15 protein-coding genes and 1 pseudogene are annotated in these 18,874 nt (G+C 57.6%); 11 read left to right on the top strand and 5 right to left on the bottom strand.

Annotated elements, in window-relative coordinates:
• Positions 1 to 45 precede the first annotated feature (45 nt).
• Both ccoN and ACYZTM_RS28820 read left to right on the top strand, forming a co-directional pair.
• Positions 46 to 1,473 (top strand): cytochrome-c oxidase, cbb3-type subunit I, encoded by a 1,428-nt coding sequence (gene ccoN / locus ACYZTM_RS28825; RefSeq protein WP_131062898.1) that lies wholly within the window; start codon positions 46 to 48, stop codon positions 1,471 to 1,473.
• A 15-nt stretch (positions 1,474 to 1,488) separates the two neighbouring features.
• Positions 1,489 to 1,710 (top strand): cbb3-type cytochrome c oxidase subunit 3, encoded by a 222-nt coding sequence (locus ACYZTM_RS28820; RefSeq protein WP_131062897.1) that lies wholly within the window; start codon positions 1,489 to 1,491, stop codon positions 1,708 to 1,710.
• A 130-nt stretch (positions 1,711 to 1,840) separates the two neighbouring features.
• Here ACYZTM_RS28820 and ACYZTM_RS28815 read toward each other — a convergent pair whose 3' ends face one another.
• Positions 1,841 to 2,335 carry a hypothetical protein gene (locus ACYZTM_RS28815; RefSeq protein ID WP_461986043.1) on the bottom strand — a complete coding sequence of 165 codons (495 nt, stop codon included), beginning with the start codon at positions 2,333 to 2,335 and terminating at the stop codon, positions 1,841 to 1,843.
• 244 nt (positions 2,336 to 2,579) lie between these two features.
• On the opposite strand from ACYZTM_RS28815, the gene ACYZTM_RS28810 reads away from it, so the two are divergent.
• From ACYZTM_RS28810 to ACYZTM_RS28790, 5 genes are all read left to right on the top strand, one after another.
• Positions 2,580 to 3,947, top strand: coding sequence for a hypothetical protein (locus ACYZTM_RS28810; RefSeq protein ID WP_461986041.1), 1,368 nt, complete (start codon positions 2,580 to 2,582; stop codon positions 3,945 to 3,947).
• Between the two features lie 54 nt (positions 3,948 to 4,001).
• On the top strand, positions 4,002 to 4,442 hold the full coding sequence (locus ACYZTM_RS28805) for a DUF2599 domain-containing protein (protein WP_461986039.1): 441 nt from the start codon (positions 4,002 to 4,004) through the stop codon (positions 4,440 to 4,442).
• 93 nt (positions 4,443 to 4,535) lie between these two features.
• Positions 4,536 to 5,468, top strand: coding sequence for a halovibrin HvnC (locus ACYZTM_RS28800; protein WP_461986037.1), 933 nt, complete (start codon positions 4,536 to 4,538; stop codon positions 5,466 to 5,468).
• Positions 5,469 to 5,524: 56 nt separating this feature from the next.
• Positions 5,525 to 6,451 carry a halovibrin HvnC gene (locus tag ACYZTM_RS28795; RefSeq protein WP_461986035.1) on the top strand — a complete coding sequence of 309 codons (927 nt, stop codon included), beginning with the start codon at positions 5,525 to 5,527 and terminating at the stop codon, positions 6,449 to 6,451.
• Positions 6,452 to 6,578: 127 nt separating this feature from the next.
• Positions 6,579 to 7,271, top strand: a complete 693-nt coding sequence (locus tag ACYZTM_RS28790; protein WP_131062891.1) for an aspartate/glutamate racemase family protein — start codon at positions 6,579 to 6,581, stop codon at positions 7,269 to 7,271.
• A 1-nt stretch (position 7,272) separates the two neighbouring features.
• On the opposite strand, the gene ACYZTM_RS28785 is transcribed toward ACYZTM_RS28790, so the two are convergent.
• From ACYZTM_RS28785 to ACYZTM_RS28775, 3 genes are all read right to left on the bottom strand, one after another.
• A complete protein-coding gene (locus ACYZTM_RS28785; RefSeq protein WP_461986033.1) occupies positions 7,273 to 7,794 on the bottom strand; it encodes a GNAT family N-acetyltransferase in 522 nt (173 codons plus the stop codon).
• A gap of 172 nt (positions 7,795 to 7,966) precedes the next feature.
• Complete coding sequence (locus tag ACYZTM_RS28780) at positions 7,967 to 8,896, bottom strand: LysR family transcriptional regulator (protein WP_461986031.1); 930 nt, start codon at positions 8,894 to 8,896, stop codon at positions 7,967 to 7,969.
• An 87-nt stretch (positions 8,897 to 8,983) separates the two neighbouring features.
• A complete protein-coding gene (locus tag ACYZTM_RS28775) occupies positions 8,984 to 9,424 on the bottom strand; it encodes a carboxymuconolactone decarboxylase family protein (protein ID WP_131062888.1) in 441 nt (146 codons plus the stop codon).
• A 205-nt stretch (positions 9,425 to 9,629) separates the two neighbouring features.
• Here ACYZTM_RS28775 and pdxR point away from each other — a divergent pair, with 205 nt between their 5' ends.
• The 3 genes and pseudogenes from pdxR to ACYZTM_RS28760 all read left to right on the top strand — a co-directional run bounded on the left by pdxR (position 9,630) and on the right by ACYZTM_RS28760 (position 12,670).
• Complete coding sequence (gene pdxR / locus ACYZTM_RS28770; RefSeq protein WP_461986029.1) at positions 9,630 to 11,063, top strand: MocR-like pyridoxine biosynthesis transcription factor PdxR; 1,434 nt, start codon at positions 9,630 to 9,632, stop codon at positions 11,061 to 11,063.
• A 123-nt stretch (positions 11,064 to 11,186) separates the two neighbouring features.
• A complete protein-coding gene (locus ACYZTM_RS28765) occupies positions 11,187 to 11,480 on the top strand; it encodes an antibiotic biosynthesis monooxygenase family protein (RefSeq protein ID WP_131062886.1) in 294 nt (97 codons plus the stop codon).
• 481 nt (positions 11,481 to 11,961) lie between these two features.
• Positions 11,962 to 12,670 (top strand): annotated as a pseudogene (locus tag ACYZTM_RS28760) (ATPase).
• 163 nt (positions 12,671 to 12,833) lie between these two features.
• Here ACYZTM_RS28760 and ACYZTM_RS28755 read toward each other — a convergent pair.
• On the bottom strand, positions 12,834 to 17,735 hold the full coding sequence (locus ACYZTM_RS28755) for an NAD-glutamate dehydrogenase (RefSeq protein ID WP_461986026.1): 4,902 nt from the start codon (positions 17,733 to 17,735) through the stop codon (positions 12,834 to 12,836).
• Positions 17,736 to 18,237: 502 nt separating this feature from the next.
• On the opposite strand from ACYZTM_RS28755, the gene ACYZTM_RS28750 reads away from it, so the two are divergent.
• Positions 18,238 to 18,591 carry a hypothetical protein gene (locus ACYZTM_RS28750; protein WP_131062884.1) on the top strand — a complete coding sequence of 118 codons (354 nt, stop codon included), beginning with the start codon at positions 18,238 to 18,240 and terminating at the stop codon, positions 18,589 to 18,591.
• Positions 18,592 to 18,874 lie beyond the last annotated feature (283 nt).

Raw genomic sequence — 18,874 nt, 5'->3', positions numbered from 1 at the left:
GTCCGGGTGGCCTGGCAAGACTTTGCAACCGTGGAAGCATTGACCATGAGCACAGCAACAATCGGACAGGCCTATAACTACAAGGTCGTCCGCCAATTCGTCGTGGCAACCATCGTATGGGGTGTCGTGGGAATGGCGATGGGGGTATGGATTGCCTCTCAGCTGGTGTGGCCCGAGATGAACCTCGACCTGCCGTGGACCACCTTCGGCCGCTTGCGCCCGCTGCACACCAGCCTGGTGATTTTCGGCTTTGCCGGCAGCGCGCAATTCGCTGCCAGCTACTACGCGGTGCAGCGCACGTGTCAGGTGCGGCTGTACTCCGACAAACTCGCCGCGTTTACTTTCTGGGGCTGGCAGTCGGTGATTGTGGTGATGCTGATCACCCTGCCGCTGGGCTACACCACCACCAAGGAATATGCCGAGATCGAATTCTCCGGCGCGGTGTGGATGACCGTGGTGTGGGTCGCTTACGCCATCGTGTTCTTCACCACCGTGGTGCAACGCAAAACCAAACATATCTATGTCGGCAACTGGTTCTTCGGCGCCTTCATCGTGGTCATCGCGATGCTGCACGTGGTCAATCACCTGTCGATTCCGGTGGACTGGTTCAAGTCCTACCCGGTGTATTCCGGTGCCACCGACGCGATGGTCCAGTGGTGGTACGGGCACAACGCCGTAGGCTTTTTCCTGACCACCGGATTCCTGGGGATGATGTATTACTTCGTACCAAAACAAGTCGGGCGACCGGTGTATTCCTATCGTCTATCGATCGTGCATTTCTGGGCGCTGATCACCCTGTACATCTGGGCTGGCCCGCACCACTTGCACTACACCGCGTTGCCGGACTGGGCGCAGTCACTGGGGATGGCGATGTCGCTGATCCTGCTGGCGCCGAGCTGGGGCGGGATGATCAACGGGATGATGACGCTCTCCGGGGCCTGGCATAAGTTGCGCACCGACCCGATCCTGCGCTTTTTGGTGCTGTCGCTGGCCTTCTACGGGATGTCGACGTTCGAAGGGCCGATGATGGCGATCAAAACGGTGAACGCCCTCTCCCACTACACCGACTGGACCATCGGCCACGTGCATGCCGGCGCCCTCGGTTGGGTAGCGATGATCACGTTTGGCGCCATCTACCACATGGTCCCGAAAGTCTTCGGTCGCGAGCAGATGTTCAGCACGCCGCTGATCAACCTGCACTTCTGGCTGGCGACCATCGGCACGGTGTTGTACATCGCCTCGATGTGGGTCAACGGCATCACCCAAGGGTTGATGTGGCGTGCAATCAACAACGACGGCACACTGACCTATTCGTTCGTCGAGGCGTTGCAGGCCAGCCATCCGGGGTTCGTGGTGCGCTTTGCCGGCGGCGTGTTCTTCCTCAGCGGGATGTTGCTGATGGCGTACAACACCTGGCGCACCGTGCGGGTTTCGGACGTGGCGATGGCCGAACTTGAAGCGCAGATTGCCTGAGGCGAGGAGCTAAAGATGACCGAGATTGTGCTGAATCTGTTTGGAGTCGTGGGGTTTTGGCTGGCGATCGAGTATTGCTTGAAACATCAGACGGCTGAGAGTCTGGAAGATGCCAGCCTGATGCCGTTTGCCGATGACCCTGAGGTGGCGCGGCGGGTGGAGCTGGCGACCGGGAAGACCGTAAAAGCAGTGGCGCCGGAAGAAGCCAAACCCGGTTGGGGCAACCTCGAAATCTGACACACACCAAACCAATGTAGGAGTGAGTCTGCTCGCGATTGCGGTTTAGCATTCAACATTTATGTTGGCTGTTCCACCGCCATCGCGAGCAGGCTCACTCCCACAGGGTTCTGTACCAGGCTCGGTGGATTCAGCCACGTTCGCGGGGAATAAGACTCTGCAACTGCTGCGCCAGGAAGTTTGCATCGAACGCAAACGTATCCGGGTCCTTCAACCCATTGGTCTTGCGCCATTGCCAGTTGGTCGACGGTGGCAGGCACACCAGCGAAATGCTGCCATAGCGCGCTGCCGTCAACCCCATCACCGCCAACGAAATCTGACCACCGACACCCATCACATCCGGCACAAACTCCACCGGTTTACCGGCGATGACAATGCCCAGTTTCTCGGTCTTGAACGTCGACGTCTCGACCGGAACGCTCGGCCCTGAAGCGACATACGCCTCGCGACTCACCTCCAGCAGATTCGGCGCCTGGACCGGTTCCAGCCACTGCTGGATCTGATCGAACAGTTCACCGATACGCGTCGTCCACACGGCTGATTGCGACTCAAACACTTGCTTCTTGTGCGCTTCGCTTTCTGCGTAGTGGCGAAGCATCTCACCCAGTTGCTGTACGTCGTCCATTGCGGTGTTCCTTTGGTTGAAGCGGTGCTGCGGAAATCAATCATGGCAGATGCCAGCCACCGGCGTACGACAAAGCTGACGTGTGATCACCCTTTAATGATGGAGGAATACGACCAACGGCAACTTTTTCAGGGGTTTACTGCCTTTTACCTGTCAGATCTGACAGTAGCTGATGCCCACGTGTTGGTGTTTGATGGAATCGCAGCCGAGATAAGGATAAAACTCGCAACCGGGGACGCAGCTCATGAGCAACTCACTATTAGCAATAGACAAAGTTTATATTCCGCTGTGGACGACGCCGGTCATTCATCCCGACAGTCCTGAGGGAGGTGTCGGGCTAGTCCTGGTAAGACCTGCCGGCGTTCAAGTGTTGGTCGACCCCTGGTACGAGATGAGTGAATACGATACTGCAGAGTTGTTGCTTAATGCCCTGCCCACGGCCGTCGACTCCAAGACGATCCAGCCGGGTGAGGAAGACAAGAGATTCACCTTGTATCTGCCAGGCGGTTTTTTGCAAAACGGTATCAACCGTGTTCGCTTGAGAGTCAAACGCGTCAGTCAGGAACCGGAAACATCGCAGGACCTGGTCTTTCTGTTTAACACCCCCCGCCCTGGCGGTGAAGTCACCGGATCCGGGGACAATCCCAACCTTGGAATGACTCTCCCTGCGGATGTAATCGCCAAGGGGCTGGATGCTAATCGCGCGGCGCAAGGGGTAGACGTCACACTCGAATATCCTTACATGCGGGCGCACGACAAAATCACTCTCGATTGTGATGGCCACACTGTCCTGCATACAGTGACGGATGCACAAGCCGCCGCCGGCACAGTGGTGTTGAGGCTTTTTGCAGATGCGTTCAAAAATGATAACCCTCGATTTGCAATGCGCTTCAGGGGCGTGGATCAAATCGGAAACACATCCGGCCCGCAGGCGACCTGGTCGAGCACGACTTACATCGATGTGCATATCAAACGACCGGTTCTGGATCTGAAGCCGCCTAAAGTGCTGGAGGCCTTTGGAAATGATGGCAAGGAATTGACGTTTGATGACATGTACTCGGCCGAACACGCCAGAGTACAAGTTGCTTATACCGGCTCGCTCACCGGCCACACCGTCAAGGTGTATTGGGTTGGCCGAAACAATACCTATGGCAGTGAAGTGCAAACGGTCGGACAGCCTGACCAAACCCTGACATTCCTGATCCACCGTCTGGACGTCATCGACTGTATTGGCAGCGGCGCCGAGGTGTATTACACGGTTGAATACCCCGGTATTGCCGAGCCACTCAAGTCGCGCCCATTGGACCTGACCGTTACACGCCAGAGATTTCATCTACCTGAACCCACATTGTCAGCAGACAAGCGAATTGCAACCGTGAGTTATGTAGGCATGAGCAGCGGATATTCAGTACGCATTGCCTGGCACGGGAAAGTCACTCGTTATGGACCCGAAGTACCTATCAACAATACTTCCCAGATGAGGCTGTCCATTGATCCGGCCTGGATTGCTGAAAGTGCAGGACTGCCGGTGCGTATCAATTACACGGTCCTTCACACCGGCAGTGGTGAGCGTTTGATGTTTTCGTGGATCTTGCGCTTGCTGGCTGAATAACTAATACAACAGCAAAAAAATATCGAAATATTCAACACCCACAAGGACGACATTATGAACCGCCACGTCTGGTCATTTCTTTTCGCAGGGTTATTAATAAGTCATTACTCATTGTCGTATTCAGATCCGCTAACAACCAACGCAACAGAAGACGGAAAAACGAACACACTACAACGTTGTGCAAAATACATCGAAAGCGCCGTATGGTTACGTCGTGACAATGAATGGTCTATCGCAATAACACCCACGCCCTGCGCAAGAGAAACACAGCCAGAGCAAACACCGTATCTATGGGACGAACTCTCGCGGGATTATTCCAATAGTGAATATTGGAAAAACACCCATGGACTTCGTCACCAACTGATTTGCCATCTGGAAATTGCCCGGAATAAATTGCAGTGGATTCTGGAACCTTGGCGACCTGATGTGGGTTACCAATTAACGTTAGCTGCCGGTTGCAATCATGTCACTCCGCTACCCGAAAAGGCACCGTAAAACGTCTCTAAACATCAAGATGCCGTGACACTAACACATCGACAGCCATTAAAAACCAAATACGCCAAAGTCTTTTGATGAAGGAGCCTTATCGTGAAAAATACGATTCTTATTGTATTCATCGCATTAATCATGGGTTGTTCACCCACCCGCACAATTTTACCGAATGACGTCGGCGCCCTTGACAGCCCTGCCGCCCGGAATGGCGCGGCGGTAGTTGCCCAGCTAACAACGCTTTACGGGAGGAAGTTCCTCAATTGCAACAAGGCCGACTCTCAACCGGCGTTCCTGTGTGCTGGCATGACGTTCAGGGTGACCGTGAAAGACCCTGCGGGGCAGTACAAAGTATGGGACCCCAGCCCTACCTCAGTAAAAAGCGGCGGGGTGTCGTTCTCCCACTTGAGGGCTGACACAAACTTCGGGCGACTCGCATGGGGTTATGGTAATGGCTACATCCTTTACCCCTTTCTTGAACAACCGGGCGGTCTGGACCACTTGCAATTCCTGTGTTCTTACCCAATGGACGCTTGGGGTTGGCATCGAAGTGCGACGGAAGTTTGCGGGCCGTCTGCCACTTACCCCGTACAAAGTAAACGTTGTCAGGAAGCCGGTGTAACGACTGCCGCACAAGCGGTGGCCGTGTGGAACCAGCCAGGGGGCAATCCAAATTTGCGCCAATGTGGTTTCGATGTCTCGGATGATCGCAATATGTTGGCAGGACCGGCGTTCTACCAGTCCTTACTGGCAAAATCCATGCTGGGCACTACGGGCTTTAACGAACATAACGAGATCATCATTCGTACCTGGCCTGCTGGCCGTGCCAATTGGTTTCCTATCATGGCGTTCTTTTTCATCGCCGGCGGCGCTAATCAAGGATTGGCGGATGCGCAATACAATCAAAAAGACTTCTACAATTCAACCAATCCGAAAAGGATTGTCCCCATCATTCGCCTGACACCGTCCGCCAGCGCAACCGGTATTACCACTTTTACGTACGTTGCCGCCGACCAGGCGGTCGGTCTATGAGCACGCCCGGAAGTTAATACAAACAATTAAAAGTACAACTTAAAACGGATAATAATATGAAACGAATTATATTAACGCTTTTTGTCGCGTCCGCCCTCGGGTGCGTACATGTCGACAGCCCAACCCAAGACGTTACAGCGTCCAGTGCATCGCAGGTGGCCATGACAGGACCGGAGGTCGTCACCTTGCTAACGACACTTTATAACCGGGTCGACCCCAACTGTAAAAACTCCCCCACCGCACCGGCATTTTTATGTTCGGGCATTGTACTCAGAGTCACGGACAAAAAGCCTGGCGAAACGCATCATGTATGGAATCCGAGCGATACTTCTGTTAGAAACGACGGTGTTTCGTTTTCCTACATCAGAAAGGATGCAAATGTCGGGCGACTCGCATGGGGGAAAAACAATGGCTACATGTTATACCCCATCTTCGGGGCGCCGCATGACAAGGTCGATCTCGATTTCCTTTGCTCCTTCCCCATCGACGGCTGGACCTGGAACCGAACCACACCGTGCGGTGCTCACGCGTCGTTTCCTTCTCAAAGCCAACGTTGTCGCAGTGCAGGTGTGACCACGGCAGAACAATGGAAGGCCGTTTGGGACAGCTCACCGACCAATCAACATATTCGCCAATGCGGTTTTGATGTTTCGGAGGCAACAGGTAAACCGGCTGCAGATGCTTTTTATCAATCCGTACGGGCAAGAGGGATGTTAGGCGCAACCGGATTTAACGAACAAAACGAAATCGTCATCAAGACATGGTCACAGAATATGCAGCAGACGCTGCCCCTGATGGCCTTCTTTTATATCTTCGGGGGGAACAATGACGGTCTTGAGGAAGCCCGTAACAACCAGAAGGATTTTTATGACTCCACCAACCCAAGGATCTGGGTGCCCGTCATAAGGCTCATTCCGTCTTCGTTACGTTCCGGCAACGCAAGTTTTCAATACGCCGCCTCGGATCAACTGGTCTCACCTTGATCGCCCGCGCCCGCATACCCCTGAAGCGGGCGCTTCAGGGCGAGCGAGACATAATCCACCCAATACACTGGCATCACCTGCCCAAAACGATGGACACTCTCCCCAGTTGGAAAAATCGGAGAGTTACATGCGCACCATCGGCCTTATCGGCGGCATGAGCTGGGAGTCCAGCGCCGAGTATTACCGCCTCATCAACCAACAGGTTCGCGACCGGCTCGGGCCGTTGCGTTCGGCGAAATTGCTCATGTACAGCGTCGACTTCGGCCCTGTCGAACAGGCCCAGCATGCGGGTCGCTGGGACGATGCGGCGGCGATTCTGGTGGATGCGGCGCGGCGACTGGAGGCTGGCGGCGCCGAATGCGTGGTGCTGTGTACCAATACCATGCACAAGGTGGCCGGGCAGATTCAGGCAGCCATCAATATTCCGTTTTTGCACATCGCCGACCCGACCGGGCAAGCCGCCGTGGATGCCGGTGCACTGAAGGTCGGTTTGCTCGGGACTGCCTTCACCATGGAACAGGTTTTTCTCAAGGATCGCCTGAGCGCGATGGGCTTGACGGTGCTGGTGCCGGACGCCGAAGAACGCAACGCCGTGCACCGGATCATCTATGACGAGTTGTGCGTCGGGGTGATCAACGAAGCGTCGCGCAAGGTGTATCAGCGCGTCATCGAGTCGCTGACCCGGCGAGGTGCCCAGGCGATCATTCTCGGCTGCACCGAAATCGGCCTGCTGATCAAACCCGAGCACTGCGCCCTGCCCTTGCTCGACACCACCGAACTGCATGCGCAGGCGGCGGTGGCTTTCGCATTGGGCGACTGAATCAGTCAGATCGGGGCGAGCGACGCAGGCGCGCCATGCTCAAGGTATCGACCAGCCGGCCGTCCCGCACGGCGTAGTCGCGGAACAGGCCTTCGGTCTCGAAGCCGAACTTGCGGTAGAGCCCGATGGCCGCTTCGTTGTCGGCGTACACCGAAAGCTCGACCCGTTGCAGGTTCATCCAGTTGTCGGCGACGTCCAGCGCAGCCGCCAGCAGTTTTGAGCCCACGCCTTTGCCCTGCCATTCCACCGCGACCGCCATGCCGAGACTGCCGGCATGGCTGCGGCGGATCCGCGAGAACTGTTCCAGGCCAACGTTGCCAATGACCATTCCCTGATGCAGCGCCACCAGTTTCACCAGCCGCTCGTTATCCGATGCCAGGCGTTTACGCCAGACTTCAGTGGATTGAAACGGCATTTGCAACACTTGGCGGGTAATGGCCGGGTCGTTGTAGAGCGCGGTGACACCGTCGATGTGGGATTCGCTGAAGCGTTCGAGGGTGATGGCAGGTTCGGTGGCGGGCATGGGTGACTCATCCTTGATGCAGACATGGCCGGCAACTCTACAACGCGTTCTTCCTATCTGGCGAGAACCTTTGTGGGAGCGGGCTTGCTCGCGAATGCGGTGGGTCAGTCAGCATTGATTTGACTGACCCGCCGCATTCGCGAGCAAGCCCGCTCCCACAGGGGGGCAGTGTTCAGGCTTCAAACCACTCGCGTCGTTCATTGAAGGTGTTATGGATCAGCTCGACAATCATCTGCACCTCCGCCTGCCCCTTGGACTCGGCGTTGACCGCCATCCACACCTGACGCTGCATCGGCCGGTCGAACAGCCCCGACAGCCCCGACAGCGCAATCAGCCCGCGATCAAACCGGCTCATGTAATTGGGCAGCAAACCGATGCAGGCGCTGCAACGGATCATCTCCAGCATCAGCTCATAAGAATGCAACTGCACCACGCCGGCCAGGCGCTGATCGATCACAGCGTGCCACGGCCGAAAACTCTCGACCTGACGGTCAGGCTGCCATTGCACCAACATGAAGTCGGCCAAGTCATCGAGGCTGTCGGGACGGGCCGCAACCCGCGAATAACGTTTGGCGATGTGCGGCAGATAGTCCAGTCGCGCCAGGCGCTGCGGCTCACTGATCGGGAAACTCGGGCCCGGCGGCGGTGAATCGGGGCCGGCCAACCACAGCACCACGTCGGCACTGATCGCCTGCAACGACAGTTCACTGTCCAGCGTGATGATATCCAGGCGAACGCTGGCGTTGCGTCGCAACAGCGAGACCAGATCTCGCCCCAGAATGTCGTGCAGAATCGACTCGGCCACGGCCAGTCGAATCAGCGGCTGTTCGATCACCGGCACGTCGTGCTCATGGGCCAGGGCGATCAATTGCGCCTGAAGCTGCAACCCTTCATGAGTCAAGGCCAGGCCATTGTCCTGATGATTGAACAGCGAACACTGCAATTGCGTTTCAAGTTGCGCCAGGTGTTTGCGCAACTGGGTTGATTTGATGTTGAGGCTGCGGGCCGCTTGCATGAAACAACCGCAACGGGCGCTGACCCGGAAAGACTGCGCCAGTACCGGATCGATACTGGCGGCGCGGGTGGATTCCATGAATGACATCAATGACTCCTTGTCGATCTATCCTTGAAAACCTCATCCTGCGCAGCGTTTATGAACCTGACGTGACACCCGGCGCGGAAAATCGATTCAGCTGCTGGGGCTTTGCCGAAAACTCACCGCCAGGCGATTCCAGCTGTTGATCGTGGTGACCGCGATGGTCAAGTCGACCATTTCGTTTTCGTTGAACTGCTCCCGGGCCAAGGCGTAGACGTCGTCCGGCACATGGTTTTCAGAGAGCAAGGTTACCGCTTCGGTCCAGGCCAGCGCCGCGCGTTCGCGAGGGTTGAAGAAGCCGCTGTCGCGCCACACCACAATCGAATACAAGCGCCGATCGGTCTCGCCGAGCCGCCGTGCATCCACGGAATGCATGTCGGTGCAGAAGGCGCAGCCATTGAGTTGCGAGGCGCGGATCTTGATCAAATGCAGCAAGGCCGGCTCAATGCTGAGGTTGCTGGTCAAGGCCTCCATGGCAATCATCGCTTTCATCGCTTTGGGCGATGCGCTGTAGTAATCCAGGCGGGCATTCATGGAGCGACCTCTTGGATCAAATAGAGACTTCCAAGGTAGGCGCTGGCGCACGGACGTTACAGATCCAATTCAGCGAAAAAGCCGTGGACCATTCGCCGGCAGACCAATCCGGGGTTTTTCGCCCACGCAACTTCTGCACAGCGGCTCATGCGGGTAATCTGGCGCGACCCACAAGCGCCTCAATCGCCCCAGGAGCCTCGCCGGTATGGAACTTCATGTCGTCATCAACGGCCGCAAGGACCTGGCAGGCCAGTTGTACAACCAACTGCGCAGCGCCATTGAATCCGGCCGCCTGACAGCCGGGACACAGTTGCCGCCCAGCCGCTTGCTGGCCGAACAGCTGAGCATTTCGCGCAAGACCATTTCCGACACCTATGCACAACTCACGTACGAGAACTTCCTCACCGGGGTGATCGGCAAAGGCACGTTCGTCAATGCCCGGACAGCCAACGCCGCCCCCAAGCAAAGCCATTCGCATTTGGCGAGCTTTGAGGTGATCGAGTCCTGGCGCAAGCTGCCGGTGTTTTTGCGTCACCCGACCCTGGAAGGCTCGTTACGCTACGACTTCATCGGTGGCGCGACCAGCAAAGGTCAGTTCCCGCAGGACGATTGGCGGCGCTGCACCTCCCACGCGTTACGCCAGATCGCCGCGTCGAAGGGCTTCTACAGCTTGCCCGAAGGCCTGCCGGCGCTGCGTAATGCAATCGCCCGACACATCGCGTTTTCTCGCGGGGTCAATTGCCAGGACGAAGACGTGGTGGTGTGCAACGGCGCGCAACAGGCGCTGGACTTGATCTCCCGGGTGTTGACGCGTCCAGGCAGCATTGTCGCCATGGAAGACCCTGGCTATCCGCCGGCACGTCTGTTGTTTGGCACCCACGGGGCCACGGTGATCGGGGTGCCGGTGGATGCCGAAGGGATTGAGGTGGATAAAATCCCCCTGGGCACTCGGCTGATTTACGTCACGCCGTCCCACCAGTTCCCGTTGGGCATGCCGATGAGTCAGGCGCGCCGGGTGGCGCTGCTGGAGCGGGCCCACGAGTTGGGCGCGATCATCATCGAGGACGACTACGACAGCGAATTTCGCTACGAAGGCCGCCCCACCGATTCACTGCAAAGCATGGATGAGCGCGGCATCGTCGCCTACGTCGGGACCTTTTCCAAAACCATGTTGCCGGAGCTTCGGCTTGGTTATGCGGTGTTGCCGCCGGCGATTCTTGAAGCCGTCATCCGCGCCAAGCAGCTCACCGACCTGCACACCTCCACCCTGCCCCAATGGGCGCTGGCCAAATTCATCGCTGAAGGCTGCCTGCTCAAGCACATCCGGCGCTGCCATACGATCTATGCCGGGCGCCGCGAGCGGATTCTGACGCGCATGGCGGGCGACCTTTCACCCTGGCTGGAACCTGTGCCCACTACGGCCGGTTTCCACATGGTGGTTATGTGCAAAGTGCCTATCGATATTCCATTGGTGATCGAGCTGGCCAAAAAAGTCGAAGTCGGGCTCTACGCGATCGACAGCTTTTTCTACCAGCAAGCGCCACGGGCCGGGCTTTTCCTGGGCTTTGGTGCAATAGAAACCCTGGACATCGACACCGCGCTGGACCGTTTGCGCGACATTCTGCAACAGGTGGCCTGATCGATTGGTCTGCGGCTTTATCCGGCGATTGGCTATTGGCGGTCCCAAGGTGCAGGCCTATCCTGCATAAGCGTTATCCCTCAATGAGCAGGATTCGTCCGGCCTGATTCAGGAGTGTGAGCAATGTCCAACGAAGTGATCAATACCATAAAGGTGCAGGCCGCCGCCGGCCGCTCGGATGAACTGGGTAAGCAACTGCAAAAGATTGTCGACACCCTGCGTCAACAACCGGGCTGTGATTCCTATATGGTCGACCGCTGCCCAGAGGACAGCAACCGCTGGAACGTCAGCGCCCGCTGGCAATCGGAAGCGGCTATGCAGATGCATTTCAACTGCCCTGAAGTACAAGGCTTCATTGGCCTGATCGACAGCCAATTGGCGAATTCAGTGGATTTCAACAGCTTCCCGATTCGCTAGACCCTTTGTAGCAGCTACCTTGTGGCAAGGGGATTTATCCCCGTTCGGCTGGGCAGCAGTCGTAAAATCAGACTACGCGGTTTCTCAGCAGGACCGTGCTGGCCGGGTTTACAACTGCTTCGCAGCCGGACGGGGATAAATCCCCTCACCACAAGGCAGCTACAAAAAATTCTGTGTTGGATTGGTCCCCTCACCTTCCCGAATATTGGCTGTTTGATTGGATCGGGCTGCGGATTATCGTTGTTTCTACTTGGAAAACTGATCGCTGAAAGACAGCCATAAATAAAAGGCCCGAATTAACGTTCCGGGCCTTTTTATTTCCCGGTGTAATGACCGGGCCTCGTTTAAGCCCAATTAAACTATTGGTCACCCAGGAAGTGCTGATTGGCTTCACTAAGCGGCGACAGGTTTAGTCTTGAAACACGCCGGGCAACCCGGCACTACAACTTTGCGACCCAAGTTGTTCCACTGGAGAAACACCATGAAACTTGCGCTTGTCAGTACCTTAACAATAACCGTTCTGTTGACGGGCTGCTCAGTTCCCACCGCACCCAAAGCGGTATCTTCGCTGGACGGCGTCTTCACTGAGCCGGTTGGCCGCAGCAGTGCCACGCATGTTCCCAATGGCAGCCATGTTTCACTGGGCATCGTCTACCGCCGCAACATCCAGGCCAACCGCGCCTACCTGCAGCACTATCAGGCCAACGCCGGCACCGGTTTCGGCCAGAGCCTGCTGGTGCAGCCGATCCACGACGTACGTGGCCACCTCCAGGCCGGACCATGCGGTGGACTGGGTCAAGGCATCGTTGCAACGCCAGTTCGGCTCGGTGACGGTGTTCCCTGACATGCAAAGCCTCAGAGCGGCGAAGCCGGACGTGGTCGCCATCGTTGACACCCGCAGCCAATTGATGACGTCGCGCAGTTCGGATATCGAGGCAAATGTGAGTGCGGAGTTCTATGATTCGAACTTCAATTACATCGGTACTGCACAAGGGCATGACGCTAAGGCGCTGAGTCCAGCGTGGGCGGATTACAAACGTAGCGAAGAGTCAGTGGCGGATATTAATGAACAACAGAATGTGCAAGTACGGGCATTACAAATGTTTGACCAGTCGCTCAGTAATTTATTGACCAGATCGACAGATAAAGTGTCGACGATCGACAACACAGCAGGTCAGAAGTTGTATTAAGGCGAATGGCCTCTTCGCGGGCAAGCCTCGCTCCTACAAGGAACCACTCATTCCCTGTAGGAGCGAGGCTTGCCCGCGAAGAGGCCCGCCCCAACACTACAAAACTTGCAGATAAAAAAAGCCCCGCCTCTTTCGAGACGGGGCTTTTTCATTCAGCGACTGATCAGGCCGCCGGCTCCAGTTCTACACTGGCGGTGACAGTGGCAGGCACTACCGCTTGCCCACTCAACGCCAAGTCCAGCAACTCACGGTTGGCCACCGCATACATCGCGTAGTCAGTGCCGCTCGCCGCACGGATCTCCACCAGCATGGCGCGCCAGCGTTCGATCATGCCTTTGTGCTCTTCCATCCACAGCGCCAGGCGTGTTTCCACGTCCTGGGTGCCGTCGCCCTGTTGCAGGACCGATATGGTGATCGCACGTTGCTGCCAGTCGACGTCATCACGGAACGCCTCACGGGCCAGGGCCTGCCAGTTGTTTTCAACCGGCAGAGCGCTGATCTGTTGCAGGTACCAAGTGATGTCCAGCGCGCTGCCCACGGCGAAGTAAGCTTTCGCCACGTCCGCAGGGTTCTGGCCGGTCACGTCGGAAGCCTCGATGATCGGCAGCAGCGTGTACAGGTGCGAAGTGCCAGCCACCATGCGCGCGAGCAACTCCGGCACACCGGCTTCGACGTACGCCTCATAGCGGGCCTGCCAGTTCTCGTGGATCTCGCCACTGAGCAGTTCGTCGAGCTTGAGACCCAACTCCTTCAGATGCGGACCGAAGTGGGCGACGTCACGGGCAGCGTTCTGCTCGTTGCGGCGGGCACGCAGGAACCAGCGCGTAGCGCGACGGCCCAGACGCATCAGCTCGTCCATCAGCTCCAGTTGTACGTCGGCGGAAACCTGGTAATCCAGTGCTTCGATCTGACGGAACCAGTGCGGGAGATGGAAGATGTCACGCACGATCACATAGGCACCGGCCACGTTCGCCGGGCTCATGCCGGTCGACTCTTTGAGTCGTTGAACGAAGGTGATACCCATGTGGTTCACCAGATCGTTGGCGATCTGGGTGCTGACGATTTCGCGCTTCAGACGGTGACGGCGCATGGCGTCGGAGAACTTGCTCACCAGGCTCGGCGGGAAAGCGGTTTCCATGTCGCGCGTCAGGTAGTCGTCGTCCGGCACCTGGGAGTTAAGCAGCGCTTCCTTGAGGTCGATCTTGCTGTAGGAGATCAGCACCGACAGCTCGGCACGGGACAGGCCATGGCCTGCCGCGATGCGCTCGTTGATCGCTTCTTCAGCCGGCAGGAACTCGATGGCGCGATCCAGCTTGCCGCGGCCTTCCAGATCGTTCATCAGACGCTTGTATTCGGCAATCCGCGGCAAGGCACGACGGGCCGCCAGGGACAGGGCCTGAGTCTGCTTGTAGTTATTGCCGAGCACCAGGTTGCCGACTTCGTCGGTCATGCTCGCCAGCAACTGGTTACGTTGCTTGTCGGTCATGTCACCGGCCTGAACCACTTCGTTCAGCAGGATCTTGATGTTTACTTCGTGGTCGGAGCAGTCCACGCCACCGGCGTTGTCGATGAAGTCGGTGTTGGAACCGCCGCCATTTAGACCGAATTCGACACGACCCAGTTGGGTCATACCGAGGTTACCGCCCTCGCCCACGACTTTGCAGCGCAGTTCGTTACCGTTCACGCGCAGTGCATCGTTGGCCTTGTCGCCGACATCGGCGTGGCTTTCGCTGCTGGCTTTGACGTAAGTACCGATACCGCCGTTCCACAACAGGTCCACCGGGGCCTTGAGCAAGGCATTCAGCAGTTCGGTCGGGGTCAGCTTGTCAGCCTGAATGTCGAAACGCTCTTTCATCTGCGGGGAAATCGCGATGCTTTTCGCGCTACGGGAGAAGATCCCGCCGCCTTCGGACATGATGCTGGTGTCGTAATCCGACCACGCCGAACGCGGCAGGTCGAACAGGCGCTGACGCTCGGCAAAGCTGTTCGCCGGCTCAGGGTTCGGGTCGATGAAGATGTGCAGGTGGTTGAATGCGGCGACCAGTTGCAGCGTCTCCGACATCAACAAGCCGTTACCGAACACGTCACCGGCCATGTCGCCGACACCGACCACGGTGATGCTGTCTTTCTGCACATTGATGCCGCGTTCGCGGAAGTGACGTTGTACGCCAACCCACGCGCCCTTGGCGGTGATGCCCATCTTCTTGTGGTCGTAACCGGCCGAGCCGCCCGAGGCGAATGCATCACCGAGCCAGAAGCCATAGTCGATGGCGATACCGTTGGCGATGTCGGAGAAGGTCGCAGTGCCCTTGTCCGCAGCGACCACCAGGTACGGGTCATCGTCGTCATGACGCACAACGTTGGCCGGCGGAACCAGCGCGCCGTCCTTCAGGTTGTCGGTGATGTCCAGCAGGCCCGAGATGAAGATGCGGTAGCAGGCGATGCCTTCGGCCGCGATCTCGTCACGGCTGCCACCCAGTGGCAGGCGACGCGGCAGGAAGCCGCCCTTGGCGCCGACCGGCACGATGACCGAGTTCTTCACTTGCTGGGCTTTTACCAGGCCCAGGACTTCGGTACGGAAGTCTTCTTCACGGTCAGACCAGCGCAGACCACCGCGAGCAACGTTGCCAAAGCGCAGGTGCACGCCTTCGACGCGTGGCGAGTAAACGAAGATTTCGAACTTCGGTACTGGCTTCGGCAGCTCGGGAATCTGGTGCGGGTTGAACTTGAAGCTGAAGTAGGACTTGTTCTTGCCGTTCGCATCGGTCTGGTAGAAGTTGGTCCGCAACGTGGCCTTGATCAGGTCCAGGTAGCGACGCAGGATGCGGTCTTCGTTCAGCACCTGGACTTCGTCCAGCGCGGCAATGATCGCGTGTTCCAGGCGTTGCTGCTTGTCTTCCAGATCGTCGCCAGTCAGCTTGCGCGCCAGGTAGAAACGGGTCTTGAACAACCGGGTCAACTCGCGAGCGATGTCGGTGTGGTTGTTCAGGGTGCTGGCGATGTAACCCAGGTCGAAGCCCAGACGAATCTGCTTCATGTAACGGGCGTAGGCGCGCAGCAGCGCAACATCGCGCCATGGCAGGCCGGCGGTCAGCACCAGACGGTTGAACGCATCGTTCTCGGCATCGCCACGCACGATGTGGACGAAAGCGTCCTGCAAGGTGTCGTTGAGTTGCTGGATGTCGAGTTCCAGGCCTTCAGCAGCGGTGAACGCGAAATCGTGAATCCAGAATTCGCGGCCATTGTTGTGACGCAGGCGATACGGGAACTCACCCAGCACGCGCAGACCCAGGTTTTCCAGGATCGGCAGCACGTCGGACAGCGCCAGCGGCGTATCGGCGTGATACAGCTTGCAGTGCAGCTCGCGTTGGCCGGACACCTGACCCAGTGGCTGATAGAAGCTCATCACCAGTGGGTTTTTTTCGCTCAGGCTCAGCAAGTGCTGCATGTCGACCACAGCCGAGTGGGCTGCGAAACGCTCGCGGTAACCGGCCGGGAAGCCTTTCGGGTAGTCTGCCAGCACGTTGGTGCCATGGGCTTCGCCGAAGCTTTCGACGACCAGGCTCGCGTAGTCGTCCTGCCAGCTGCGGCACGCTTGCACCACTTCTTTTTCCAGCAGAACCGGGTCGATGTCCAGACGGTTCTTCGGATCGACGCGCAGAATCAGCTGCACACGGGCCAGCACGGATTCGGAGAAGAAGGTCCAGAACTCGCAGTCCGAGGCTTTCAGGCGATCCATCAGCACTTGCTGGATCTTCTGGCGCACTTCAGTGGAGTAGATGTCACGCGGCACGTAGGCCAGGCAGTAGCAGAAGCGGCCGTACGGGTCTTTACGCAGGAACACGCGAATCTTGTTGCGTTCCTGGATCTGTACGATCGACATCACGGTGCTGAACAGCTCGTCCACCGGGGTCTGGAACAGATCGTCGCGCGGCAGCACTTCAACCACCTGCGCCAGTTCCTTGCCCAAGTGAGCCTTGGCCTGGAAGCCGGAACGGCGTTCGATTTCTTCGACCTTGCGACGGATGTACGGGATGACCCGCACGCTCTCGCCATACACCGACGAGGTGTACAGGCCCATGAAACGGCATTCCTTGGTGACGTTGCCGTCGGCGTCGATGACACGGATCGACACATAATCCGGGTAAGCCGGACGGTGTACACGGCTTGGGTGCGCAGCCTTGGCGAACGACAGCAGGGTCGGTTCGCGCAGGTAGTTCACGGCGTAGTCTTCGATGCGCAGGTCATCGTAGGTCAGGCCGGTGCGCAGCAGTTTGGTCAGGCCGAGGAAAGAGTCCTGGTCGTAGACGATATGGCCACCATCGGCTTCATCGCGAACCACGAACTCTTCATAGCCGAGGAAGGTGAAGTGGTTGCCCACCAGCCATTCCAGGAAGCTTTTGATTTCGGCCTTTTCTTCTGGATCGACGGCGAACTGGCTAGTGTCCAGGCCGGTGAGGATTTCCTGGACCTTGGCTTTCATCGGCTCGAAATCGGCGACCGCGACGCGGACTTCACCGAGAACCTGTTCCAATTCCTTGCTCAGGACATTCAGTTCGGCCGAGTTGGCGCAACGGTCGATTTCCAGGTACATCAACGACTCTTGCAGAACGTCGTCGCCCTGGGTGCCTTTCGGCAGGATTTCCAGCAGCTCGCCCTTGCTGCCGCGACGCACGCTCAGCACAGTGGTTTGCAGGGTGTGGATGCTGTAGCCGCGACGGTTCAGCTCGGTACGCACCGAGTCCACCAAAAAGGGCAGATCGTGGTGCAGTACTTCGACCGCGGTGTGGGTCGACTGCCAGCCGTGGCGTTCGTAATCAGGGTTGTAGACGCGCACTTGCGGTTGCGCGTGATCGAAGCGCTCAAGCAGGCGCCACGCAGAAAGGGTGCAGCCGGCGAGGTCGGACAACCGACGTTGAGTCAGCTCGTCGAGGGAAATGATGCCGAAAAATTGTTCCGCGAACAGCGCCACTTGTGGCAGTGCCTGTTCACTGATGTGCTGGGCCAGTGCCGCTTGCAGTTGGTGCTGGAAGTCGGCTTTGCTGGCTGCGGTGAAGAACGCCATCTGTGGTACTCCGCTTGGGCTTGTTATTGATGGAAGCGTCGCGTGCAAACCCCTTTCGGGGTGATCCGTCACCCTGTTCCTGATTCTCGGGCAGAGGAAACAGGATGACAGTTGGGTGAAGCTGGACGAGACACTCAGGTCACATTCACCTTCCATGAAGGGTTATCGGCAAAAACGCCTGTGCGATGAATTGCACAATGCCTTTACGGATATCCATTCGATGCGCAGCTTAACGAGTGCGGCAAGGCCTGTGCTTGCGGCGCTGCGACATATTCGGTCATCGGTACGCAGCTCGCGTCATATGCCTCGAACAACACTAGCAGCCGTGCAGGAAAACGGGCGTTTTATCCCCGGTTTTACGGTACATCCGTACCAGAAATGACCAGCAACACCCCAAGTGTTCACGACACATCCTCTGACACTCAGACAAGCAGAAATTCCCGAGGGCTGGCAGAATCGCCTTTTATTGCGTTCACAACGCTCGCCGAGCCAGGATTTTCCCATGCAAATGACCACCCCACTCTTGATCGTCAACCCGTGCGATGACGAAGAAGACAACATGGCCATGCTCTGCTGCCACAGCGAACAGGGCGACATGTTCCTGATGACCCGGTATCCGGACGAAGACGCGCTGGACATCAGCCTCGGCGACGAACCGTCGACCCTGGACGGGGTGAAAGTGACTCTCAGCGCTACCCGGCTGCTGATTGAGATTGCGGCGGCGGATGCGGATGCGTTGAATGGGGATGATTCGCTGGAGATCATTCACAGTACGGATGCCGGCGATCTGGCGGAAGTGGAAGAAACGCTGCAGAACATCCTCAAAGGGACTGGCATCTATATAAGCGAGATTTGATGGCGCCTGAACGGGCGCCTTCGCGGGCAAGCCTCGCTCCTACAAGGTCAGTAGCGTCCGCAGATAATGCGTACGACTCAATACCTGTAGGAGCGAGGCTTGCCCGCGAAGGCGTACGAAAGCACACCGCAAGACCCAGCCACTACAAATCTCCAACAATTTCCCCAACCATTTCCCACACTTTGCACAAAATGCCGTTAGTCGCCGCCCCCCGCGATGGATTAAAGTAACGCCCCCAGCCCTGGCGTTATTCGAACGTCTTCGGTCACCCTTTCCAGGAACA

The organism is Pseudomonas sp. MDT2-39-1, from assembly GCF_054898085.1.
The sequence above is the reverse complement of the archived record's forward strand: the minus strand, read 5'-3'. Positions and strand labels throughout refer to the sequence as shown.